General features: G+C 67.2%; 20 protein-coding genes. 5 read left to right on the top strand and 15 right to left on the bottom strand.

The genetic code is table 11. From position 1 onward, the window contains the following. Positions 1 to 451: 451 nt before the first annotated feature. From G3N98_RS01885 to phnS, 7 genes are read right to left on the bottom strand one after another with little or no spacing between them, the layout of a single operon-like run. Positions 452 to 1003: a phosphonate degradation HD-domain oxygenase gene (locus tag G3N98_RS01885; protein WP_089475711.1), complete on the bottom strand. Its 552-nt coding sequence runs from the start codon at positions 1001 to 1003 to the stop codon at positions 452 to 454. A gap of 4 nt (positions 1004 to 1007) precedes the next feature. After that, complete coding sequence (gene phnY / locus G3N98_RS01890) at positions 1008 to 2462, bottom strand: phosphonoacetaldehyde dehydrogenase (protein WP_206147039.1); 1455 nt, start codon at positions 2460 to 2462, stop codon at positions 1008 to 1010. Continuing rightward, positions 2459 to 3766, bottom strand: a complete 1308-nt coding sequence (gene phnA, locus G3N98_RS01895; protein WP_206147040.1) for a phosphonoacetate hydrolase — start codon at positions 3764 to 3766, stop codon at positions 2459 to 2461. Before phnA ends, phnY begins: the two co-directional genes overlap by 4 nt. Beyond that, positions 3763 to 4623: a 2-aminoethylphosphonate ABC transport system, membrane component PhnV gene (gene phnV / locus G3N98_RS01900; protein WP_060074338.1), complete on the bottom strand. Its 861-nt coding sequence runs from the start codon at positions 4621 to 4623 to the stop codon at positions 3763 to 3765. The genes phnA and phnV overlap by 4 nt, the downstream gene beginning before the upstream one ends. Beyond that, positions 4613 to 5533, bottom strand: coding sequence for a 2-aminoethylphosphonate ABC transporter permease subunit (locus tag G3N98_RS01905; protein WP_069252528.1), 921 nt, complete (start codon positions 5531 to 5533; stop codon positions 4613 to 4615). Before G3N98_RS01905 ends, phnV begins: the two co-directional genes overlap by 11 nt. After that, entirely contained in the window at positions 5511 to 6614 is a 1104-nt protein-coding gene (gene phnT / locus G3N98_RS01910) for a 2-aminoethylphosphonate ABC transport system ATP-binding subunit PhnT (protein ID WP_174974178.1), read from the bottom strand. The genes G3N98_RS01905 and phnT overlap by 23 nt, the downstream gene beginning before the upstream one ends. A 34-nt stretch (positions 6615 to 6648) precedes the next feature. Further along, positions 6649 to 7737: a 2-aminoethylphosphonate ABC transporter substrate-binding protein gene (phnS, locus tag G3N98_RS01915; RefSeq protein WP_089429023.1), complete on the bottom strand. Its 1089-nt coding sequence runs from the start codon at positions 7735 to 7737 to the stop codon at positions 6649 to 6651. Between the two features lie 259 nt (positions 7738 to 7996). On the opposite strand from phnS, the gene G3N98_RS01920 reads away from it, so the two are divergent. Beyond that, positions 7997 to 9106: a 2-aminoethylphosphonate--pyruvate transaminase gene (locus G3N98_RS01920; protein ID WP_206147041.1), complete on the top strand. Its 1110-nt coding sequence runs from the start codon at positions 7997 to 7999 to the stop codon at positions 9104 to 9106. Positions 9107 to 9182: 76 nt separating this feature from the next. On the opposite strand, the gene G3N98_RS01925 is transcribed toward G3N98_RS01920, so the two are convergent. The 3 genes from G3N98_RS01925 to aroQ are packed head-to-tail and all read right to left on the bottom strand — an operon-like array spanning position 9183 to position 11865. After that, on the bottom strand, positions 9183 to 10526 hold the full coding sequence (locus G3N98_RS01925) for an MFS transporter (protein WP_089429021.1): 1344 nt from the start codon (positions 10524 to 10526) through the stop codon (positions 9183 to 9185). Between the two features lie 32 nt (positions 10527 to 10558). Beyond that, positions 10559 to 11413 (bottom strand): shikimate dehydrogenase, encoded by an 855-nt coding sequence (locus G3N98_RS01930; RefSeq protein WP_089475716.1) that lies wholly within the window; start codon positions 11411 to 11413, stop codon positions 10559 to 10561. Beyond that, positions 11410 to 11865 (bottom strand): type II 3-dehydroquinate dehydratase, encoded by a 456-nt coding sequence (aroQ, locus tag G3N98_RS01935; protein ID WP_089429019.1) that lies wholly within the window; start codon positions 11863 to 11865, stop codon positions 11410 to 11412. Before aroQ ends, G3N98_RS01930 begins: the two co-directional genes overlap by 4 nt. A 256-nt stretch (positions 11866 to 12121) precedes the next feature. Between aroQ and G3N98_RS01940 the strand changes: the two genes are divergently transcribed. After that, complete coding sequence (locus G3N98_RS01940) at positions 12122 to 14014, top strand: sugar phosphate isomerase/epimerase and 4-hydroxyphenylpyruvate domain-containing protein (protein ID WP_206147042.1); 1893 nt, start codon at positions 12122 to 12124, stop codon at positions 14012 to 14014. 288 nt (positions 14015 to 14302) lie between these two features. Continuing rightward, positions 14303 to 14566, top strand: coding sequence for a hypothetical protein (locus G3N98_RS01945; RefSeq protein WP_039367795.1), 264 nt, complete (start codon positions 14303 to 14305; stop codon positions 14564 to 14566). Positions 14567 to 14645: 79 nt separating this feature from the next. Here the strand turns inward: G3N98_RS01945 and G3N98_RS01950 are convergent, their stop codons facing one another. Then, positions 14646 to 15440: an AraC family transcriptional regulator gene (locus G3N98_RS01950; RefSeq protein WP_089429017.1), complete on the bottom strand. Its 795-nt coding sequence runs from the start codon at positions 15438 to 15440 to the stop codon at positions 14646 to 14648. A 660-nt stretch (positions 15441 to 16100) separates the two neighbouring features. Here G3N98_RS01950 and G3N98_RS01955 point away from each other — a divergent pair. Together G3N98_RS01955 and G3N98_RS01960 are read left to right on the top strand one after the other, a co-directional pair. After that, entirely contained in the window at positions 16101 to 17237 is a 1137-nt protein-coding gene (locus tag G3N98_RS01955; RefSeq protein ID WP_089433550.1) for a branched-chain amino acid ABC transporter substrate-binding protein, read from the top strand. Between the two features lie 329 nt (positions 17238 to 17566). Beyond that, positions 17567 to 18874: an MFS transporter gene (locus G3N98_RS01960; RefSeq protein ID WP_206147043.1), complete on the top strand. Its 1308-nt coding sequence runs from the start codon at positions 17567 to 17569 to the stop codon at positions 18872 to 18874. A 143-nt stretch (positions 18875 to 19017) separates the two neighbouring features. Here G3N98_RS01960 and G3N98_RS01965 read toward each other — a convergent pair whose 3' ends face one another. The 4 genes from G3N98_RS01965 to garD all read right to left on the bottom strand — a co-directional run bounded on the left by G3N98_RS01965 (position 19018) and on the right by garD (position 22418). Continuing rightward, on the bottom strand, positions 19018 to 19455 hold the full coding sequence (locus G3N98_RS01965; RefSeq protein ID WP_069260786.1) for a DoxX family protein: 438 nt from the start codon (positions 19453 to 19455) through the stop codon (positions 19018 to 19020). Between the two features lie 193 nt (positions 19456 to 19648). Further along, the gene (locus tag G3N98_RS01970; RefSeq protein WP_206147044.1) at positions 19649 to 20104 is read right to left on the bottom strand and encodes an RbsD/FucU domain-containing protein; all 456 of its coding nucleotides are present in this window, start codon (positions 20102 to 20104) and stop codon (positions 19649 to 19651) included. A 79-nt stretch (positions 20105 to 20183) separates the two neighbouring features. Continuing rightward, the gene (locus G3N98_RS01975) at positions 20184 to 20585 is read right to left on the bottom strand and encodes a nuclear transport factor 2 family protein (protein ID WP_206147045.1); all 402 of its coding nucleotides are present in this window, start codon (positions 20583 to 20585) and stop codon (positions 20184 to 20186) included. Between the two features lie 279 nt (positions 20586 to 20864). Further along, the gene (gene garD, locus G3N98_RS01980) at positions 20865 to 22418 is read right to left on the bottom strand and encodes a galactarate dehydratase (RefSeq protein ID WP_206147046.1); all 1554 of its coding nucleotides are present in this window, start codon (positions 22416 to 22418) and stop codon (positions 20865 to 20867) included. Positions 22419 to 22498: the final 80 nt, after the last annotated feature.

The following is a 22498-nucleotide window of genomic DNA, read 5'->3' on the forward strand; positions in this document are numbered from 1 at the left end:
AATATGAATCACTTCATAAACCTGACTTACTTTAGTGTGAGACTCTTGATACTTTCGCTATCTGATCCGAGGATCAGCTCGCTTTCATCAAGCGCCCACACTTATCGGCTGTTAATTTTTAAAGAGCGTTTCTGCGAGGAACTTCGCGTTTCCCGGCAGCGCTGCGTTTTCAGCAGCAGAGAAGCGAGATTATGAACCGTGTTTCGCAGTTCGTCAACAACTTTTTTACTGCATCGTTGCGACTGCGGGGCTCAACTTCCAGGCCAGCTGCGCGCTCCAGACTGCAAGCACACCACCCACCTTGCTTCCCTTCTCCCGCGCCGCGTTTCCGTTAGCGCGAAAGAGGCGTGATTGTAGGCAGCCTCTTCGATCTGCGCAAGGGGTTTCTCAAAAAAATATAAGGCCCCGCACGCTACCGCGTGCGGGGCCTTATATAGAAGCAGCCGAACCGTCAGGCCGCGCGCACCTGGCGCGCGACGATCTCCATATAGTGATCGAGATCCGGCGTCGCCTTGCCTTCCTCCTTCGCCGTATCGTCCCAGCGGCGCAGACGCAGCGCGTCCTCCGCGAACGGGCGCTGCAGGAACGCCGCCGTCTCCTCTTCACTGAAGATGCCGCCCTGCAGCGCGAGGCTGCGCACCGAGTCCGGCGACAGGCTCTCGAAGTAGCCGGCGTCCGTGCGGCACAGGCAGCGCTTCGCGTCGACGTGCAGCCGGATCGGCTCCAGCACCGCGTCGGAAAACAGCGGCCGCAGGAACGGCAGCACGTAATACTGATGCAGATCGTCGATCCCGCGCGCGCTCGGCGTCTCGCCCTGGCGATTCAGCAGATGCCCGAGGTCATGCAGGAACGCCGCCGCGACCAGCGCTTCGTCAGCCCCCGCCTCTTCGGCCAGCAATCCGCTCTGCAATGCATGCTCAAGCTGCGTGACCGGCTCGCCGCTATAGGCCACATGGCCATGCTCGCGATACAGCCCGTGGATCTCTTCCACCGTCAATGCCATTCATTCACTCCCAAGGCAGCGAAAACGTCTTCAGGTTCGTGAAGCTCTTCATCGCCTCCTGAACGCCTTCCTTGTAACCGAGCCCCGAATCCTTGATCCCGCCGAACGGTGACAGCTCGATCCGGTAGCCGGGCACTTCCCATACATTCACCGTGCCGACGTTCAGCTCGTTCACGAACCGCACGACCGCCGCCGTGCTGTCGGTACAGACGCCCGACGACAGCCCGAACGCCGTCCCGTTGCTGATCCGGATCGCGTCGTCGATCGTGTCGAACGTGATCACCGGCGAGACCGGCCCGAAGGTCTCCTCGCGCACGAGCGTCATCGACGGATCGACGTTGTCGAGCACGGTCGGCGCATAAAGCGCGCCGCGCCGCACATTGCCGGTCAACAAGCGCGCGCCCTGCGCGACCGCCTCTTCCACTCGCGCCTCGAACAGCCGCGCCGCTTCCTCGTCGATCACCGTGCCCATTTCGTTCACGGGATCGAACGGATCGCCGTACTTCCATGCACGCGTCTTCTCGACGAGCAATTCGGTAAACGCCGGCGCGATCGAACGCTGCACCAGCATCCGCTTGACGGCCGTGCAGCGCTGGCCCGAATTCCGGTACGAGCCGAGCACGGCCAGCGACGTCGCGCGTTCGAGATCGGCGTCCTCGAGGACGATCAGCGGATCGTTGCCACCCAGTTCCAGCACGATGCGGCGGTAGCCGGCCCGCGCGGCAATCGCCTTGCCGATCGCCACGCCGCCCGTAAACGTAATCAGCGACGCATGCGGATGCGTGACGAGTTCGTCCGCGATCTCGCGCGGATCGCCGGTCAGCACCTGCAGCATCGGCTCCGGCAGCCCGGCTTCATACAGCAGATCGGCCAGGTAGAACGCCGACAGGGGCACCTTCTCCGACGGCTTCACGATCACGCGGTTGTTGGTCGCGATCGCCGGCGCGATCTTGTGCGCCACCTGGTTCATCGGATGATTGAACGGCGTGATCGCGACGATCACACCGTCGAGCGGCTGGCGCTGCGAAAACACGCGGCGCGCCTTGCCGTGGGGCGTCAGGTCGCACGAGAAACTCTGCGCGTCGTCGCGCAGCGCCTCGACCGCTGCAAACTTCAACACGTCGGCCACGCGGCCGATCTCGTAGCGCGAGTCCTGTTTCGACAGCCCCGATTCGAGCGTGATCAGGTCGGACGCTTCCTCGGTGCGCTCGCGCAGCAGCGCGGCCGCACGCTCGAGGATCTGCGAACGCTCGTACCGCGTGAGCTTCGGCCGGTACGCCATCGCATAGTCGAATGCCGCGCGCACATCGTCGATGCTCGCCAGCGGCACCGTCCCGACGCGCGTGCCCGTGTAAGGGTCCATGACGTCGAGCGTGCGTTCCCGCGTCGCGCGCGTGCCGCACCAGCGCAGCGCCTCTGCACGAAACGCCGGGTGATCGTGTCGGGGATGAGCCATCATGTCGCGACCCGGTTCAGCACGAAATCGAACACGTCGAAGTTGCGCGGGCGACGCGCGTGATCGGCCGGCTCGATACGGCGATTGAACAGCAGCGGCACTTCCTGCTCCGACACGCCGCCATGCGAACGCAGCGGCACCGTGAGGCCCGACAGATCGTGCTCGCGCTCGCGCGTGCCGAGCGTCATGTCGCGGCGGCCGATCACGACGAGATCGCCGATCCGGTCGGCCGGCAGCTCGAAACGGGCTGCGGCTTCCGCGTTGTCGAGCACGAGCTCGACGCCGTCGAGGCCGCCGACGCGCCACATCGCCTCGGCCCGGTCGACGCCCGGTGCCAGATAGACGGTCGCAAACGAGCCGAGCGCGCCGTGGTGCACGACGTACGGATCCGTGATCGGCAGGATCACGCGCGCGGCCTGCGCGCCGTACCAGCCGTCGAATGCGTCCTGCAGATAGATGACGTTCGGCCGGCCCGTCGCGGGATCGTGCTTGGCGTTCATCCCGTGGTCGGCGGTGAGGCCGATCGCCCAGCCGAGCGCGTCGAGCTGCGCAAGATAGCCGTCCATCATCGCGTAGAACGCGTTCGCGCCGGCACTCCCCGGCTCGCACTTGTGCTGCACGTAATCGGTGGTCGACAGGTACATCAGGTCGACCTGGCGCGTCTGCGCAAGCCGCACGCCGGCCGCGAACACGAATTCGGACAACGCCGCGCTGTAGACGTCCGGCGACGGCAGGCCGACCCAGTCGAGCACGTCGACGATCCCGTTTTCCGCGAGATTCGCCTGCGCGGCCTTCTCGGCCGAAAAGCAGATGCCGTTCAGTTGCCAGCCGAGCAGCCGGCGCAGCTTGTCCTTCGCCGTCACGACGGCAACCCGCGCACCGGCGTCGGCCGCCGCCGCGAGCAGCGTGCCGGCCCGCAGGTAGGCCGGGTCGTTCATCATGACTTCGGCGCCGCGTCCGCCGTCGGCGGCCGAATCCCAGAAGTAGTTGCCGCAGATCCCGTGGACCGCCGGCGGCACGCCGCAGACGATCGACAGGTTGTTCGGGTTGGTGAAGGTCGGCACGACGCAATCGGCGCGCCAGGCCGGGCCTTCCGCGATCATCCGGCCGATGAACGGCGCGACGCCCGCTGCCACCGCCCGTTCGAGATAGTCGTACTCGCAGCCGTCGACGCAGACGACGACGGTCGGCTCGACCGGCAGCCGGTAGTGGCGGCCGTTGACGTCGACGGAACGTCCCGCGAGCCCCGTCGATGCGCCGGCCGCCGACGCTTCACCAGGCTGGCGCAAGGCGAACGCGGCGTTCATGATGCCACCCGCTTGCCGCGCGGCACGCGCGCCGCGATCAGCAGCAGCGCCGCGAGCGACGCGCCGAGCATCAGCAGCGACAGCGCCGATGCCGGAAGGTAATACCCGCGCTCCACCTGGCCGATCACGACGATCGGCACGGTGGCGAAGCCGGGCGGATACACCGTCAGCGTCGCGCCGAGTTCGCCGAGCGACAGCGCGAAACCGAGCGCGAGGCTCGCGCGCAGCGCCGGCACGAGCTGCGGCAGCAGCACGCGACGCAGCACCATCGCGGGCGGCGCACCGAGGCTCGCCGCCGCTTCGCGCAGCACGGTCAGTTCCGGACGCAGCGCGGCGGCCGCGCAGCGATAGCAGAACGGCAAGATCAGCGCGAGCTGCACGAGCACGACGATCGCCGCCGAGCTCGACAGGTCGACCGGCTTCTGGTGATACGCGATCAGCACCGCGAGCCCGAGCACGACGCTCGGCACACCGTTCGGCACCATCACGAGCGCATCGACCACCGCGCCGAGGCCGCGCCGGTCGCGCCCTTCGAGCGCCAGCGCGAGCCACAGCCCGAGGACCGTGCCGACCGCCGACACGCCGAAGCCGATTTCCAGGCTCGTCAGCAGCGCATCGTATTCCGGCGACCCGAGCCGCTCGAACCAGCGCAGGCTGTAGCCGGCCGGCAGGATCGTGCCCGACCACTGCGTCGACACGCTCGACAGCGCGACGACGATGACCGGCAACACGAACAGCCAGAAGCACGCGAACGCGGCCAGCGCGAGCGCCGCGCGCGACGCATGCTTGAGCACCGTGTCGCCCCAGCCGATCTGGTGGCGCGGCACGGCTTGCCCGATACGGAATTCAGCGGACATCGTTCCCTCCCGTCGCACGCCGGTTCACCCGGCGATAAACCGCATACAACGCCAGCGACAGCGCGAGCATCACGACCGCGCCGGCCGACGCGGTCGGCAGGTCGAGGTCGACCGTCGCGCTGCTGTAGATCGCAACCGGCAGCGTCACGAGCCGCGCGCTGCCGAGCACGAGCAGAATCCCGAATTCGTTCAGCGTCAGCAGGAAGCACAGCACGGTGCCGGCAGCGATGCCCGGCCATGCGATCGGCAGCACGACGCGACGTGCCAGCATCCAGCCGGACGCGCCGAGGCTGCGCGCGGCTTCGATCAGCCGCAGGTCGAGCGTCGCGAACGACGCGAGCGTCGGCCGCACGACGAACGGCGTATAGAACACGGTCTGCGCGAGAATCACGCCGCCGATGCCGAACAGGAAATCGAGCGGCGGATTCTCGAGATGGAACAGGTGCTGCAGCGCGATGCTGATCGAGCCTTGCGAGCCGTACAGGAAGATCAGCGTGAACGCGACGAGGAACGACGGGAACGCGACGTACAGCTCCAGGAAACGCGTGACGAGCGACGCGCCCGGAAACGGCTTGAAGAACAGCAGCGCGGCCAGCAGCACGCCGAGCACCGACGCGGTGCCGGCGCTCGCGAACAGCACGCCGAGTGTGGTCAGCAGCACGCTGCGCGTATCGGGGTTGCCGAAGAACGTGCGGTACGCGGCGAAACTCAGCCCGTGGTCGCCCGACACGCTCAGCAGCACGAGCCGCACCAGCGGATAGACGACAAGTGGGCCGAGCAGGACGATCGCGAGCGCGGCCAGGTGCAGGTCGCCCATGCGCTTGCGGCGCCGCGCGGCGGCGGCGTGCGCGGCGGCCGACGCGAGCACGTGCGGCGGCAGGCCGGCTTCAGGGCTCGATAAGGACGACATCGTCTGCCTCGCAATGCAGGGAAACGCGCGCACCGCGCTCGGGAGCCGCACCGCGGCCGCGTTGCATCGTGACGCGCACCGGCTCGTCGGGGGCCGCATCGATCGTGACCGCGATCGACAGGTCAGCGCCCTGCCATTCGACGGACGACACCGTGCCGTGCAGCCCGCCTGCGGCCGGCGGCATCAGGGTCAGGCGCTCGGGGCGCACGCAGGCCACCTTGCCGCGCACTTCGTGGCGCGGATCGCCGAGCGGGAAGATCACGTGCGGCGGCAGCAGGTTCGCCGGCCCGAGATAGCGTGCGACGTAGCCGTCCTGCGGCGCGTCGTACAGCTGCTGCGGCGTGCCGAGTTGCGCGATGTGGCCGTCGCGCATCAGCAGCGCGCGATCGGACAGCACGAGCGCGTCGTCGCGGTCATGCGTCACGCAGACGACGGTCAGGTTCGGCAGGCGCTCGTGCAGCGCCTTCAGTTCGCTGCGCACCGATGCGCGCAGGTTGGCGTCGAGCGCCGACAGCGGCTCGTCGAGCAGCAGCACGTCCGGCTCGATCACGAGTGCGCGCGCCAGCGCGACGCGCTGCTGCATCCCGCCCGACAGTTGCGCGGGCAGGTGATGGCCCGCATCGCCGAGCTGCACGAGCTTCAGCGCATCGGCGACGCGGCGCGTCACTTCCGACGACGCCATGCCGCGTGCGCGCAGCCCGAATGCGACGTTCTCGAACACCGTCAGGTGCGGGAACAGCGCGTAATTCTGGAACAGCAGACCAAGATTGCGCTTGTGCGGCGGCGCATAGGTCAGGTCGCGTCCGGCAACGGTCAGCGTGCCGGTCAGGCCGTCGGCCTTCACGAACCCGGCGATGAAGCGCAGCAGCGTGGTCTTGCCGCAGCCGCTCTTGCCGAGCACGGTCAGAAATTCACCGGCACCGATCGACAGCGACAGATCTTCCAGCACCGTGCGTGCGCCGTAGCGCACGCTCAGGTGTTCGATCTGCACGCCGCCCGGCGCGCCGGACCGCAGCGTAGCCTGCGGTTCGGCGGCGCCGAATGCGCCGGGATGGGTCAGGGCGGTTTCCACCGGGTTCATCCTCTTGCTCACAAATACAGGCGGCGTGCGCCGATCACTTCGGCTTGACGACGTCGAGCTGCTTGCCCGAGCTGCCGATCACGTCCTTCTTCCAGCGCTCGATCCATACCGGCTTCTTCGCCATCACCTGGGTCCAGTCGACCGGGATCAGCTTCACGCCCGCGATCGCCTTCTTGACCGCTTCGCCGTTCTTGCCGGCCAGCGGCACGTCCGTGCGGCCCGGGATGCCGTACATGTCCGGCACCTTCGACTGCACGTCCGTCGACATCAGGTAGTCGATCAGCTTCTTGCCGGCGTCCTGGTTCGGGCCGCTCTTGATCAAGCCGATGCCGTACGGGAGCTGGAACGTGGTCGGCTGGTCGCCTTCCTTCGCGGCCAGGAAGATCGGCTTGACGGACAGCGCGCCGTGTTCGGCATCGTCGAGGTCCATCTGCAGGTCGCCGTTCGCGACGCTGATTTCGTTACGCGACAGCAGCACGTTCAGGTAGCCCGTGCCCTTCGTGTGGAACTTCACGCTCTGCGACAGCTTCGCGAGGTAGTCGAACGCCTTGTCCTCGCCCATCAGCGACGTCGTCAGGATCAGCACGGCCATCCCGTCGCCGGCGGTGGCCGGGTTCGAGTACGCGACCTTGCCGGCGTAGGCCGGCGCGAGCAGGTCGGCGAACGTCTTCGGCTGGCTCTTCACGACGTCCGGGTTGATCGCGAACGAGAAGTAGTTGTTCACGAACGTCGCCCACGTGCCGTCTTCAGCCTTCGCGATGGCCGGCACGTTCTTGTAGTTCACGCTCTGGTACGGCTGCAGCAGGCCCATCTGGCCAGCTTGCTGAATGAACGGCGGCAGCGTGACGATCACGTCGGCCTTCGGGGAGTTCTTCTCGATGTTCGCGCGGTTGACGACTTCACCGCTGCCCGCCGTCACGATGTTGACCTTGACGCCTTCCTTCTTCTCGAAAGCCGGCAGCACATCGCGATAGAGGTTCTCGAGGCCGTCTGCCGTATACAGCACGACCGCGTTCGCCGCATGTGCGGGCAGCGCGGCGCCCATCAGGCCGGCGACGCTGGCGGCCAGCGCAAGCTTGCGGAACGCGCCGGCAGCGGCGCGCGAGGGTTTCTGCAGTGTCATCTGACTTCTCCGTAGGCGGAACACCAAATGGCCGGGGCACGATCCGGCTCTCCTGTTATCTCCGGGCGGGGCCGAGCGACGGCCCGCCTCGCTACCGCGCCGAGGTTAGGTTTCGCGCGGCAAGCGAAGGATCACAGCGTTCGATGACAAACCCGTGACGAATGCGGCAATTTCCAAAAAATGACACATTTTGCCAATATCATGCAAGTCATTCAGAAATGCCGCCCGGCGTTTCTTCCGATCTTTGCAAGGGAAAACCATGTCCGATCCGATTCTTCTTACGCCTGGCCCGCTCACGACGTCCGCCACAACCCGCCACGCAATGCAACATGACTGGGGCTCGTGGGATGCCGCATTCAATCAACTGACGGCCAGCGTCTGCGCCGATCTCGTCACGATCGCGCACGGCGGCGACGAGTACGTGTGCGTGCCGATGCAGGGCAGCGGCACGTTCTCGGTCGAAGCCGCGCTCGGCACGCTGGTGCCGCGTGACGGCGTCGTGCTGGTGCCCGACAACGGCGCGTACTGCGCGCGCATCCTGAAGATCCTCGGCCGGCTCGGTATCGAAGCGATCGCATTGCCGTTCGGCGAGGACGCGGCCGTCGATCCGGCCGCGCTCGAAGCCGCGTTCGCACGCGAGCCGCGCATCACGCATGTCGCGCAGGTGCATCTGGAGACGAGCGCCGGCATCCTGAACCCGCTCGACGACATCGCCGCCGTGTGCCGGCGCCACGACAAGCGGCTGATCGTCGACGCGATGAGCTCGTTCGGCGCACTGCCGATCACGCTGGCCGGCAGCGGCATCGATGCGCTGATCTCGGCGAGCGGCAAATGCCTGGAAGGCGTGCCGGGGATGGGGTTCGCGATCGTGCGGCGCGACGCGCTCGACGCGAGCGAAGGCAACTCGCCGTCGCTCGCGCTCGATCTGCACGATCAATATGCGTACCTGCGCAAGACGGGCCAGTGGCGCTTCACGCCGCCGACGCACGTGATCGCCGCGCTGCGCGCCGCACTCGATCAGTACCTCGCCGAAGGCGGCCAGCCGGCGCGCGGCGCGCGCTATGCGGACAACTGCCGGACGCTGGTCGAGTCGATGCACGCGCTCGGCTTCACGCCGTTCCTCGATGCGAGCGTGCAGGCGCCGGTGATCGTCACGTTCCACGCGCCCGACCACCCGGCCTACGATTTCCGCCGCTTCTACGACGCGGTGCGCGACGCGGGCTTCATCCTGTATCCGGGCAAGCTCACGCAGCTCGAGACGTTCCGTGTCGGCTGCATCGGCGCGATCGATTCGAACGATATCCGCCGCGCGGTCGCGGCCATTGCGCAGGCGGTCGAATCGCTCGGCATCGCAGTGCAGCGCGCGTAAGCGCCGTACCACGCAAAAAAGCCCGGCGGCCTTGCGGCTGCCGGGCTAACGCACAGGATCTGCGTGGAGCCGGTGATTACAGCTCGATCCGCTTGATGTCGCCGACCACGAAGATGTACGACGCTGCTCCGACCAGCGCGATCACGCCGATGAACACGAGCGCGCCGACGAACGACCCGGTCGACGCGACGATGAAGCCGACCACGAGCGGCGTGACGATGCCCGCCAGGTTCGCCGCGAAGTTGAAGATGCCGCCCGTGACGCCGAGCAGGCCGTCCGGCGCGATGTCCGACACGAGCGTCCAGCCGAGTGCAGCCATCCCCTGCGCGAAGAATGCGACCGACATGATCGCGATCACGGCTTCGTTGCTCTGCACGTAGTTCGCGAGAATGATCGTCGATGCGAGCAGCAGGCCCGCGATGATCGGCAGCTTGCGCGCGAGGTTCGCGGACTTGCCGCGACGCAGCAGCCAGTCGGAGAAGATCCCGCCGAACATCACGCCGACCGACGCGGCGATGAACGGCATCACCGCGAAGAAGCCGATCTTCAGCCAGCCCATGTGGCGTTCGGTGGCGAGGTAGGTCGGGAACCAGGTCAGGAAGAACACGAGCGTCGAGTTGCCGGCGAACTGGCCGAGGCAGATGCCCGCGAGCTGGCGCTTCTTCACCAATTTGCCGACCATCGACCAGCTGAACTTGGCCTGCGCCGGCTTGTCGCCCTTGTCGCCGCTCTTGCGCGCACCGTGTACGAGACCGCCGCCCGCCTCGATATAGGCCAGCTCCTCCGAGTTCGCACCCGGATGGTTGCGCGGCTCGTGATAGAACTTCCACCAGACCAGGCCGAACACGATACCCACCGCGCCGACGACCCAGAACAGCGAGCGCCAGCCGAACGCCCCCATCAGCGCGAACAGCACCGGGCTGAAGAACGCGAGGCCGATGTACTCGCCGACGGTATAGGTACCCGTCGCCATCGCACGCTCGTTTTGCGGGAACCACGTCGCGACGACGCGGCTGTTGGTCGGGAAGCACGGCGCTTCCGTCACGCCGAGGCCGAGCCGGCACGCGAGCAGCGTCGCGACGCCCGGCACGAAGCCTTGCAGGAACGTGCACAGCGACCACAGCGTCATCGACCAGTAATAGGTGATCTTGCTGCCGAAGCGGTCGAGGAACAGGCCGCCGGGAACCTGCATCGCGACATACGTCCACGAAAATGCGGAAAACATGATGCCCATCACGGCCGCGTTGATGCCGAGCTCCTTGGTGAGCTGAGGCGCAGCCACCCCCAGCACGGTGCGGTCGAGATAGTTGATCATCGTGCCGATCGCGAGCAGCGCGAGAATCTTGTAGCGCGCCGAAGTGCGCCGGACGGTGCCGGACGCCTGCGCCGGCGCGGCGCTCGTGTGGGTGGTGTGCTGCATGGTCGTCTCCTGGTCTCTCTTTATGGAAGGGGTCAGCGCGCGACGAGCGACTGAAAGTGTTCGAACATCCGCTCGGCGTCGGGCGTGCGTCCGGTGAAGATCTCGAACGCGTCGACCGCCTGGTAGACGGCCATCCCGCCGCCCGGCAGCGTGGCGCAACCGGCCGCGCGCGCCGCGTGGATCAGTTCGGTTTCGAGCGGGAAGTACACGATGTCGGCCACCCACATGCCCGCGTGGAGCAGTTCGGCCGGCAGCGGCAGGCCCGGATGCTTGGCCATGCCGGTGGGCGTGCAGTGGATCAGGCCCGTCGCGGCGCGCATCGAGGCCGCGAGATCGTCGCCCTGCACGACGCGTGCCGCCGGGAAGCGCTGCTGCAGCTCGGCGGCGAGCGCGGCGGCGCGCGTGCCGTCGACATCGAAAATCGTCAGTTCGGCCGCGCCCATCTGCAGCGCTGCGTGCGCCACGGCCGCGCCCGCGCCGCCCGCGCCGAGCTGGACGACGCGTTCGAGCGACGCGCCGGGCAACCCGCGGCGGAACGATTTCGCGAAACCCGACCAGTCGGTGTTGTGGCCGATCCGCTTGCCGTCCTTGAACAGCACGGTGTTCACCGCGCCGAGCGCGCGCGCATCGTCCGACAGTTCATCGAGGTGCTCGATCACGCGCTGCTTGCACGGGTGCGTGATGTTCAGGCCGTTGTAGCCCATCCGCTGCGCGGCATCGAGCAGTTGCGGCAGTGCGTCGACGGTCACGCCCAGCACGTCGAGATCGATGCGCCGGTAGACATAGCCGAACCCCTGGCGGAATCCTTCTTCCTCGTGCATCGCGGGCGACAGCGAGCCGCCGATGCCCTGGCCGATCAGGCCGATCAGAAACGACGGACGGCTCATCGTGCGGCTCCCTGCGCGAACAGCGTCGCCAGACGCTGCAGCGCGAACACGTAGCCCTCGGTGCCGCAGCCGCAGATCACGGCTTCGGCGAGCGCCGACACATAGGAATGGTGCCGGAACGCCTCGCGGCGATGCACGTTCGAGATATGCACTTCGATCACCGGCTTCGCGATCGCGGAAAGCGCATCGGCCAGCGCCACCGACGTATGCGTATAGGCGGCCGGGTTGATCACGATGCCGTGCGTGTCATGACGCGCGGCATGCAGCCAGTCGATCAGCTGGTGCTCGGCGTTCGACTGGCGGAAGTCGATTTCCAGCCCGAGCGCCTCGCCCGCCGTACGGCAGCGCTGCTCGACGTCGGCCAGCGTTTCCGCGCCGTAGATATGGGGCTCGCGTGTGCCCAACAAATTCAGGTTCGGGCCGTTCAGCACGAGCACCTTGTGCTTGCTCATCGTGTTTCTGCTCCTGAAACGGGGGCAGACCACGATCGGCGCCGCCCCGAAGACATCGGAATGTGGCGCTAGTGTGCGCCCGTGCAAGCGGGCTGTCTTTTCGGGTTTTCGCTAATTTGTACCACCTAGTTAGTTTGTACAATACGCATCACCAGCCTAGTAAATTCGGGATATGGCGCCCGCCAGGAACTCAACGACTGGTTCATTCAGGGCCGGTTCGGCCGACGCCATGCCCGCTCATCCTCAGGAATCGCCCATGCAGCGCTCGATCGCCACCGTGTCACTGTCCGGCACGCTCGCCGAGAAACTCGCCGCCGTCCAGGCCGCAGGCTTCGACGGCGTCGAAATCTTCGAAAACGACCTCGTCTACTTCGATGGATCGCCGGCCGACGTCCGGCGCATGGCCGCCGATCTCGGCCTCGACATCGTGCTGTTCCAGCCGTTTCGCGACTTCGAGGGGGTAAGCGCGGCCCAGCTCGCCCGCAACCTCGACCGGATCAAGCGCAAGTTCGACGTGATGCATGCGCTCGGCACCGACCGCATCCTGGTGTGCAGCAACGTGTCGGCCGACACGATCGCGGATGACGGGCTGCTCGTCGACCAGCTCGGCGCGCTCGCCGAAGCCGCGCGGCAGGCCGGCGTGGTCGCCGCGTATGAAGCGCTCGCGTGGGGCCGCGTCGTGAAGCGCTACGGCCATGCGTGGAAACTCGTGAATGCCGTGAACAGCCCGCACCTCGGCCTGGCGCTCGACAGCTTCCACACGCTGTCGCTCGACGATTCGCCGGACGCGATCGCGGACATCCCCGGCGACCGGATCGCGTTCGTGCAGATCGCCGATGCGCCGAAGCTCGCGATGGACGTGCTCGAATGGAGCCGCCATTTCCGCTCGTTCCCGGGCCAGGGCGACTTCGACCTCGCACGCTTCACCGCGCGCGTGATCGAGTCGGGCTATACGGGGCCGCTGTCGCTCGAGATCTTCAACGACGGCTTCCGCGCCGCGCCGACCGCGATCACCGCCGCCGACGGTCATCGTTCGCTGCTTTATCTGGAAGAACTGACGCGCGAGCGGCTCGCGCAGGACGGCCGCGCACCGGCCGCAGACCAACCGCTGTTCGCGCCGCCGGCGCCGCCCGCGCACGTCGGGTTCCAGTTCATCGAATTCGCGGTCGACGCGCAGGCGGCGGCGATCGTCGGCGAATGGCTCGGCCGGATGCGCTTCCGGCTCGCGGGCCGCCATCGCTCGAAGGACGTGACGCTGTTCCAGCACGGCGCCGCGTCGATCGTGCTGAACGCGGAGCGCGACTCGTTCGCCGATGCGTTCTTCCAGCAGCACGGGCTGTCGCTGTGCGCATCGGCATTCCGTGTCGACGACGCGAAAGTGGCGTTCGAGCGCGCGGCCGGCTTCGGCTATGCGCCGTTCTCCGGCCGCGTCGGGCCGAACGAGCGCGTGCTGCCGAGCGTGCAGGCGCCGGACGGCAGCCTCGAATACTTCGTCGACGAAGCGCCGAACGCGCCGACGCTGTACGAATCGGATTTCGTGCTGACCGACATCGACGGCCCGAGCGAAGTCGGCCCGCTGACCGGTATCGACCACGTGTGCCTTGCGCTGCCGGCCGACGCGCTCGATACGTGGATCCTGTTCTTCAAGACGGCATTCGGCTTCGAGGCGGAACGCAGCTGGCTCGTGCCCGACCCGTACGGGCTGATGCGCAGCCGCGCGGTGCGCAGCGCCGACGGCTCGGTGCGGATCGCGTTGAACGCGTCGGTCGACCGGCACACGGCGGTCGCCGAATCGCTCGACCGCTACCACGGCACGGGGCTGAACCACGTTGCGTTCCGCACGGACGACATCGTGAAGACGATCGCCGCGTTCGCGGCCGACGGCATTCCGTTCCTCCGCATTCCGCCGAACTACTACGACGATCTCGCCGCACGCTACGCGCTGCCGGACGACCTGATCGACACGCTGAGCACGCATCACCTGCTGTATGACCGTGACGAGCACGGCGGCGAATTCCTGCACGCGTATACAGAACTGGTCGACAACCGCTTCTCGCTCGAGATCGTCGAGCGGCGCGGCGGATACGACGGCTACGGCGCGACGAATGCGGCCGTGCGGCTCGCCGCACAGGCGCAGCGCAGGAAGTAACGGAAGGGAGCCGACCGGGATTCAAGGGGCGCATCACATTCACGGCCCGCGGCTGCTTCAAAGGGCCACATCATGCGCGCACCATCGCGGTGAATCGCTCGGCCGCGCCCCCGCCCGCGCGGCTCGCCGCGATCGGGCCGGAAACCGCATTCCATATGGCGTTACATCCCGTAACCCATACCGCAGCGCAGCATCCCGTCGCCCCGTGCGGTTTTAAGAATCGCTTAAGTCTTCGACGGCACCATCCGCAGCCAGTACCCGATGGTTATCTCGAAAAGGAGGAAAGCGATGAGCGCCGTAGAAGCACCCGCGGGCCGCCCGGCCGCGCCCCCTGCAAAGAAGACGATGCTGCGCCGCCTGCTCAGTCATCATGAAATCGCGACGCTGCTCGTGCTGCTGCACGCACCGATCGGCGCCAATGCCAAACCCGAACTGCCTGCGCTGCAGGAAGCCGGTCTCGTCGAGATGGTCAAGCTCGACACCGAAACGGCACCCAGCTTCCGGCTGACCGAAGACGGCACCGCCGTGCTGAAAGGGCTCGGCTACCGCTGAGCCGCCGTTTTCATCCCTTTCCCGTTTTCCCGCATCACCCCGATTCCCAGCGACTCGCCGGCCCTGTCGGCGTGTCGCGTCACCCTGCCCGCTCCTGCAGCATCAACCGGTATTCCGTCGGCGTGACGCCGACCGTCGCCTTGAACTGGCGCGTGAACGCGCTGTGATCCGTATAGCCGCATAGCGCCGCGACGTCGGTCACCTTGTCGTGCGTGACGAGCAGCGCGGTGGCCGCATCGAGCCGCGTCTTCAGCAGCACCTGGCGCGGCGTCAGGTGGAACACCTTGTGGAAGTAGCGTTCGAGCTGCGCGACCGACATCCCCGCCATCTGCGCGAGCTGCTTCAGGTTCAGCGGCTGCACGTAGTGATCCTGGATGTGCTGCACGACGTCGGCGAGCCGGCTGTACGCCGGGTGCGATCCCTCGTGCGCCTTCAGGTCGCGCGAGATGCCCGCGAGGCCGACCACCCTGCCCGCGGCGTCGCGCAGCGGCTCCTTGCAGGTCAGGCACCAGCCCGGCTGACGGCCCGGATACAGGTGCAGCTCGAGCTGGTCCACCAGTTGCTGGCCGGCGTTGATCGTCGCCATGTCCTGCTCGAAATAGCTGCGGCCGAAGCGGCGCGGAAACACTTCGTCGGCCGTCTTGCCGAGCAGGTCGCGCTTGTCCTTGTAGCCGCAGCGCATCGCCAGCGTGCGATTGACGATCGCGTAGCGGCCGCCCGCATCCTTCACGAAGAACGCGACGTCCGGCAGTGCATCGAACACCGGCTCGAGCAGGCGGAAGTGCGCAAGCATCGCGCCGAAATCGGCGTTGTCGGGCTGGTAGCGCAACGGTTCGGACAGGCTCATGGGCGGTACGGCAAGCAAGGGCGTCATCCCGGCAACCGCAATGCGAGTGGCAGATGGCGTCGATTATAGAAGCGCCCCTTCGATCGCGTCGCGCCGATCGCAAAGGCGGGCAAGTTGGCGGCGGCCGTCGCAACGCGCCGCCGATCGGCCGGCATCGTCATGCGACACAGGTTGCACGCGCAACCACTGCGTCGAGCGTGCGGCGGCCGGCCGCGAATCCGCTTGTGTCGACGCAGCCACCACGCGTGCGCCGGTGCCGACACGCCACGCGCGGACTGCGCATTCGCACACCGGCACCGTACGCCCGAACTCGCCAGCATAGAAATGCGGACGTGCAGCGTCTTGGCGCGTTTGCGCATTCGGCGTGACGATTTCGGCATATATCAGGGTTATCGACGATATGCCGATATCGTCGCCGGCCGCGCATCGAACGCGCAAGACGCACGCATTTTCGCTATCTAGACTTCGCTTCACGGTCACGAGACGACCTCACGCCGCGGCAGCAATCGGCATGCATGGCCTGCGGCATCGGCCATCAGGTGCGCCGATTCCGGCACAGCCCGGGCAGCACGCGGCACGCACGCATGGCCCTCGCATCGGCCTGCCGACCGAACCGTCTCGCCCGGTTTACCGGCGCCGGCCCGCCAGCCGGCGGCGACCCAACCACGCCATCAAGGGGAAGTGAAAGTGAAGCTGAAGGTATCGCACGTCGCGCTGGCCGCTGCCTGCGCACTGTCGGGCGCGCACGCCATCGCCGCCGACGTCGTCAAGATCGGTTTCGCCGCACCGCTGACCGGCCCGCAGTCGAACTACGGCACGGACATGCAGAAGGGCGTGCAACTCGCGATCGCCGATTTCAATGCGACGCGTCCGACGATCGGCGGCAAGCCCGTCACGTTCCAGCTCGATTCGCAGGACGACCAGGCCGACCCGCGCACGGGCACGACCGTCGCGCAGCGGTTGATCGACGACAACGTCCGCGGGATCATCGGACACTTCAACTCGGGCACGAGCATTCCCGCGTCCGACCTGTACGATCGCGCGGGGCTGCCGCAGATCTCGATGGCCACGTCGCCGCAATACACGGCGCGCGGCTACAAGACGACCTACCGGCTGCTGACGAGCGACGCGCAGGCGGGCCGCATCGTCGGCACGTACGCGGTGAAGACGCTGCGCTTCAAGCGCATCGCGATCATCGACGACCGCACGGCCTACGGCCAGGGCATCGCCGACGAATTCGCGAAGGCCGTCGAAGCGGCGGGCGGCACGATCATCAAGCGCGACTTCACGAACGACAAGGCGCTCGATTTCTCCGCGATCCTGACCAACCTCAAGGGGATGAACCCGGACGCGATCTTCTACGGCGGCGGCGACGCGCAATCGTCGCCGATGATCCGCAAGATGCGCCAGCTCGGGATGAAGTCGGCGTTCGTGACGGGCGAGATGTCGCGTTCGCCGACGTTCCTGAAGGTCGGCGGCGACGCGGCCGAAGGCGCGATCGTCTACATGGGCGGGCTGCCGAAGGAGAAGATGCCGGGCTTCGCCGGCTACGCGGCACGCTACAAGGCGCGCTTCAACGAAGACGTGATCACCTACTCGCCGTACTCGTACGACGGCACGATCGCGCTGCTCACCGCGATGAAGGACGCGAACTCGACCGACCCGAAGGTGTATACGCCGTATCTCGGCAAGGTGTCGGTCAAGGGCGTGTCGGCCCCCAGCATCGCGTACGACACGAAGGGCGACCTGAGGGATGCGCCGGTGACGATCTACAAGGTCGAGCACGGCGCGTTCAAGCCGGTCGATACGATCGCCGGCAACTGATACGCAAAACCCTGCCCCGCGCGGCGCGTCAGCGGCTCACCGGCCGCCCGCGCCGCGTGCGCTTTTGCCTCGGCTTCGGCTTCGCGATCCGAACCGTTCCTCGGCGCGCACCCACGCGCGTGCATTTCGCGCTCCTGTAGAATCCCCCCACCCGCTTTGACGCTTCGTCTCCGCCGCGCCCCATCCCGGTGCGGCGGCGCGTGTTTCGTGCCTCACCCGGCACGCGGCACGCTTCGACGACGCAAGCCGCGCCTTGTCAGTCCATGCCGAAAAGCGGGCCCTGGAGACGCAGCACCGACAACTACATTCGAAAACCGATCGTCCTGACCATGCAAGCTTCCGAATTGAGCGGCGTGCCTCGCGCCGCCGAACGCGCGCTCACGCGCAGCGACTACAAGACCCTTGGCCTTGCCGCACTCGGCGGCGCCCTCGAGTTCTACGACTTCATCATCTTCGTGTTCTTCGCGCCGGCGATTGGGCAACTGTTCTTCCCGCACGACATTCCCGACTGGCTGCGCCAGTTGCAGACGTTCGGCATCTTCGCGGCCGGCTATCTCGCGCGTCCGCTCGGCGGCGTGATCATGGCGCACTTCGGCGACCTGTTCGGCCGCAAGCGGATGTTCACGCTGAGCGTGCTGATGATGTCCGTGCCGACGCTGCTGATGGGCCTGCTGCCGACCTACGACACGATTGGCATCCTCGCGCCGGTGTTGCTGCTGCTGTTCCGCGTGCTGCAGGGCGCGGCCGTCGGCGGCGAAGTGCCGGGCGCATGGGTGTTCGTGTCCGAGCACGTGCCGTCGCGCCACATCGGCTATGCGTGCGGCACGCTGACCGCGGGCCTGACGGCCGGCATCCTGCTCGGCTCGCTGGTGGCCGCCGGCATCAACAGCCGCTACTCGAGCGCCGAAGTCGGCGCGTTCGCGTGGCGCATCCCGTTCCTGCTCGGCGGCGTGTTCGGCCTGTTCTCGGTGTACCTGCGCCGCTGGCTGCACGAGACGCCTGTGTTCGCCGAGATGAAGGCGAAGAAGGCGCTCGCGGCCGAAATTCCGCTGAAGGCCGTGCTGCGCGACCACGGCCGCGCGGTGATCGTGTCGATGCTGCTCACGTGGATGCTGTCGGCCGCGATCGTCGTCGTGATCCTGATGACGCCCGCGCTGCTGCAGAAGCAGTTCCACCTGACACCCGCGACGACGCTGTTCGCGAACAGCGTCGCGACGTTGTGCCTGACGGCCGGCTGCATCACCGCGGGTTCGCTCGCGGGCCGGATCGGCGCGAAGCGCGTGCTCGGCATCGGCGGCATCGGGCTGGCCGCGTGCTACTACCTGCTGTTCGTGCAGGTCGCGGCGGATGCGTCGACGCTGCCGCTCTACTACGGGATCGCGGGCTTCATGGTCGGCACGATCGGCGCGGTGCCGTTCGTGATGGTCAAGAGCTTCCCGGCCGTCGTGCGCTTCTCGGGCATCTCGTTCTCGTACAACGTCGCGTATGCGATCTTCGGCGGCCTCACGCCGGTGATCGTGTCGCTGATGATGAAGTCGAATCCGCTCGCACCGGTGGTGTATGTCGCGGCGATCTGCGTGGTCGGCGCGATCGCCGTGCAGTTCTCGAAGGATGCGAAGGAGGATTCGCCGCACTGAGCGGCGACGGTGCGCGTGCGGTAGCGTCCAGCGCCGCATTGAATGACCGAATGCACGCGCTCCATGAACAAAGGGCCGAATCCCGCGGGATTCGGCCCTTTTGTTTTGCTTCAGCGCAACGGCGACGGCGCGAGGATGTGCGATCAGCGCAGGCTGCCGTACGTCGTACTCGGCCGGCGCAGGCCGTCGATGCTCGCGCCGCCGGCGCCGGTGACGAACAGCAGCAGGAAACCGCCGGCAATCGCGATGTTCTTCCAGAAATGGATCACCATGTCGTGCTGGACCGCGGCGTCCGTCGCGTCCCAGAAATTGTGCCCGACCATCGCGGTCGCGACCGTGTAGAACGCCATCAGCAGCGCGAGCGGTTTCACCTTGTAGCCGACGATCAGCAGCAGCCCGCCGAGCCCCTCGATCGCGACGACGATCGGCCCGATCACCTGCGGATACGGCACGTTCAGACCATGCAGATAGCCGATGAAATCGCCGTAGCCGAGCAGCTTCATCACGCCGCCCCACAGGAACAACGCCGCCAGCGCCAGGCGCGCGAAAAAAATGACGCCGGAATCGACGGAACGCGTCATGCCTCTCTCCTCGTATGCAATTCGGCCGCCCGCGCGGGGCGCGCCCGGGCGGTTCGGCGCCGCGCGACCCTGCGGGGCCCGCGGCAAATGGGCCAGCATAGACAGAGTTTCGGCCGTGTCCAAGAAAAAGGTTGTAGCAAATCTTTACACGGCGGCGGCCGCGCGGCCCGAAGGCGGCGGGATGACAAGGCGTTTAGCCCGCGTCGCTCAACAACACGCCCTTCTTGAAGATGAAGCAGCCATAGCCGCGCAGCTCGCCGGTGACGATCACCGCGTACGTCTGCTGCGCGCGCTCGTAGAACGCGAACCGGTCGATGCCCGCGAGCGGCACCGCGCGCCCTTCCGCATGGTCGATCTCGGCCTGCACTTCGCGCTGCACGGGCGGCACCGCCGCCGCATCGCCGACGACTTCCATCCGCCACGCGGGGGTGTCGACGAACGTGTCGAGCGGCAGCACGGACAGCACCGCGCGCACGACGCGCGCCGAATCGGCACCGTCGATCCGCAACGCGCGGCCGACCACCGTGTGCTCCGCGACGGATTCCGCCGGGAAATTCGCATCGCAGATCGCGATTTCGTCACCGTGGCCCATCGCGCGCAGCGTGTGCAGGATGTCGGCGTGCAGCAGCGGGTCGAGATTCTTCAGCATGTCGGCTAGTCTCCGGGATCAGGAACGAATCGCATAACGTTACCCGATCCCGGTGGCCGCTGCGCATGCGTCGCTCGCGTCACGACGCCGCGGCCGGCATTTCGTCGATGAAACCCGTCACTGACGCGAGGCGGCCCGACGCGTCGACGGTGCCGAAGTCCGAGCCCTTCACGATCGCCGCGCCGTCGGGCGACACGAGCGCCCACGAGAACCTCAGGTGCTGGCCGAAGCCGTCGACGTCGGTCGTACGGCGGAAGCGGAACGCGGGAAAGCGCGCCTGCACGGCCGCGATCATCGCGTCGATGCCCGCGTGGCCGTCGCCGGCCATCAGCGGATCGCGATAGGCCGCGTCGCTCGCGTAGGTCGCGTCGATCAGCGCACGGCGGCGCGCGACGTCGGGTTCGTTCCAGGCGTCGAAGTAGCGGTCGATCAGGTCGGCGTGAACCGACGATGCGGACGAAGCGGATTGGGCGGTGTTCATGGCGAGGCTCCTTGGATCGATGAGAGGACGATGTCGCGAACGTGGCGTGTTGCGTGTTCGCGTGCAGACATCGTCGCCGGCCGCGCGCGGGCGGTCGATTACGTGCGGGGTAAGGAAATCGCGCCGGTCGCTTCGAGCCCATGGCTGCTCCGCACGCCGGACGTCGCCCGCCATGCATCAGTTCTCCTCATCGTGGACATCCAGCCGACACGTGCTCCGCCGAAATGAAAACGGGCGCCCTCGGGCGCCCGCTTCGTCCGGCGGCAACAGCCGCGCGTGTCAGGTCACCGGCGCCGGGTTGAACAGCGTCAGCGCATTCGCGAGCTTCCACTGCTCGGCCCACGTGCGGCGCTTGCCGCTCGCGACATCGAGCATCAGCCGGAACAGTGCCCAGCCGGTGTCCTCGATCGTGGCCGCGCCGGTCGCGATCTGCCCCGCGTCGAGATCCATCAGGTCGTGCCAGCGGCGCGCGAGGTCGCTGCGCGTCGCGACCTTGATCACCGGCACCTGCGCGAGACCGTACGGCGTGCCGCGGCCGGTCGTGAAGATGTGCAGGTTCATCCCGGCCGCGAGCTGCAGCGTGCCGCAGATGAAATCGCTCGCGGGTGTCGCCGCGTACAGCAGCCCCTTCTGCTTCGCGCGATCGCCGGGACGCACGACGCCGGCGATCGGCGCGCTGCCCGACTTCACGATCGAGCCCATCGCCTTCTCGACGATGTTCGACAGGCCCCCCTTCTTGTTGCCGGGCGTCGTGTTCGCGCTGCGGTCGACGCGGCCGCGCTGCAGGTAGCGGTCGTACCAGTCCATCTCGCGGATGATCTCGCGCGCCACGTCCTCGTTCGCCGCGCGCGACGTGAGCTGCGCGACGCCATCGCGCACTTCCGTCACCTCGGAGAACATGATCGTCGCGCCCGCGCGCACCAGCAGGTCGGCCGCGAAGCCGACGGCCGGGTTCGCGGTGAGCCCCGAGAACGCATCGCTGCCGCCGCACTGCACGCCGACGACGAGATCCGATGCCGGGCACGTTTCGCGGCGGCGGCGGTTGAGCCGCTCGAGATGAGATTCGGCCATCGTCATGATCGAGTCGATCATCGAGTTGAAGCCGACGTGCGCGGCGTCCTGCAGGCACACCACGCCGCCGTTGTCGGTCGCACCGTCGGCCGCGACCGGAATCGTGCCGGGCGGCAGCAGGCGCTCGGGCTGCAGCTTCTCGCAGCCGAGGCTCACGGTCATCACCTCGCCGCCGAAGTTCGGATTCAGGCTGATGTTGCGCAGCGTGCGGATCGGGATGTCGGCGTCGGGCGCGTCGATCGCCACGCCGCACCCGTACGTGTGCTCGAGCCCGACCACGTCGTCGACGTTCGGGTAGCGCGGCAGCAGCTCGGCCTTGATCCGCTTCACCGCGTGCTCGACGACGCCCGACACGCACTGCACGGTCGTCGTGATCGCGAGGATGTTGCGCGTGCCGACCGAGCCGTCGGCATTGCGGAAGCCCTCGAACGTATAGCCTTCGAGCGGCGGCAGCGGCGGCGCGGCGCGCGTCGCGAGCGGCAGGTCGTCGAGCCCCGGCGGCTCGGGCATGCGCATCGTGCGCTCGTTGACCCAGCTGCCGCGGCGCAGCTCGACCAGCGCATAGCCGATCACCACGTTGTAGCGGACGATCGGGTCGCCGGCCGCGAGATCGACCAGCGCAACCTTGTGCCCCTGCGGCACGCCTTCGCGCAGCGTCAGCCCGTCGGCGAACGTCGCGCCCTCGGGCAGGCCGCCGTCGTTGACGACGATCGCGACGTTGTCGTCCGGATGCACACGGATATAGAGCGGGGAAGCAGTCATCGGAATTCCTGGAGGCTATCGGCCATATCGTTAGTCATCATACGACATTCGACCTTGCTCGGCGATGCTGCGTAAACCCT

Origin of the sequence: Burkholderia sp. Tr-20390 (assembly GCF_017104595.1) — a bacterium.
In the GTDB taxonomy this organism is placed as follows: Bacteria; Pseudomonadota; Gammaproteobacteria; order Burkholderiales; family Burkholderiaceae; genus Burkholderia.

Bases quoted from the DNA above. Each gene is read 5' to 3' on its own strand.
- G3N98_RS01885 (WP_089475711.1), bottom strand. From the start codon at position 1,003: ATGGCATTGACGGTGGAAGAGATCCACGGGCTGTATCGCGAGCATGGC.
- phnY (WP_206147039.1), bottom strand. From the start codon at position 2,462: ATGATGGCTCATCCCCGACACGATCACCCGGCGTTTCGTGCAGAGGCG.
- phnA (WP_206147040.1), bottom strand. From the start codon at position 3,766: ATGAACGCCGCGTTCGCCTTGCGCCAGCCTGGTGAAGCGTCGGCGGCC.
- phnV (WP_060074338.1), bottom strand. From the start codon at position 4,623: ATGTCCGCTGAATTCCGTATCGGGCAAGCCGTGCCGCGCCACCAGATC.
- G3N98_RS01905 (WP_069252528.1), bottom strand. From the start codon at position 5,533: ATGTCGTCCTTATCGAGCCCTGAAGCCGGCCTGCCGCCGCACGTGCTC.
- phnT (WP_174974178.1), bottom strand. From the start codon at position 6,614: ATGAACCCGGTGGAAACCGCCCTGACCCATCCCGGCGCATTCGGCGCC.
- phnS (WP_089429023.1), bottom strand. From the start codon at position 7,737: ATGACACTGCAGAAACCCTCGCGCGCCGCTGCCGGCGCGTTCCGCAAG.
- G3N98_RS01920 (WP_206147041.1), top strand. From the start codon at position 7,997: ATGTCCGATCCGATTCTTCTTACGCCTGGCCCGCTCACGACGTCCGCC.
- G3N98_RS01925 (WP_089429021.1), bottom strand. From the start codon at position 10,526: ATGCAGCACACCACCCACACGAGCGCCGCGCCGGCGCAGGCGTCCGGC.
- G3N98_RS01930 (WP_089475716.1), bottom strand. From the start codon at position 11,413: ATGAGCCGTCCGTCGTTTCTGATCGGCCTGATCGGCCAGGGCATCGGC.
- aroQ (WP_089429019.1), bottom strand. From the start codon at position 11,865: ATGAGCAAGCACAAGGTGCTCGTGCTGAACGGCCCGAACCTGAATTTG.
- G3N98_RS01940 (WP_206147042.1), top strand. From the start codon at position 12,122: ATGCAGCGCTCGATCGCCACCGTGTCACTGTCCGGCACGCTCGCCGAG.
- G3N98_RS01945 (WP_039367795.1), top strand. From the start codon at position 14,303: ATGAGCGCCGTAGAAGCACCCGCGGGCCGCCCGGCCGCGCCCCCTGCA.
- G3N98_RS01950 (WP_089429017.1), bottom strand. From the start codon at position 15,440: ATGACGCCCTTGCTTGCCGTACCGCCCATGAGCCTGTCCGAACCGTTG.
- G3N98_RS01960 (WP_206147043.1), top strand. From the start codon at position 17,567: ATGCAAGCTTCCGAATTGAGCGGCGTGCCTCGCGCCGCCGAACGCGCG.
- G3N98_RS01965 (WP_069260786.1), bottom strand. From the start codon at position 19,455: ATGACGCGTTCCGTCGATTCCGGCGTCATTTTTTTCGCGCGCCTGGCG.
- G3N98_RS01970 (WP_206147044.1), bottom strand. From the start codon at position 20,104: ATGCTGAAGAATCTCGACCCGCTGCTGCACGCCGACATCCTGCACACG.
- G3N98_RS01975 (WP_206147045.1), bottom strand. From the start codon at position 20,585: ATGAACACCGCCCAATCCGCTTCGTCCGCATCGTCGGTTCACGCCGAC.
- garD (WP_206147046.1), bottom strand. From the start codon at position 22,418: ATGACTGCTTCCCCGCTCTATATCCGTGTGCATCCGGACGACAACGTC.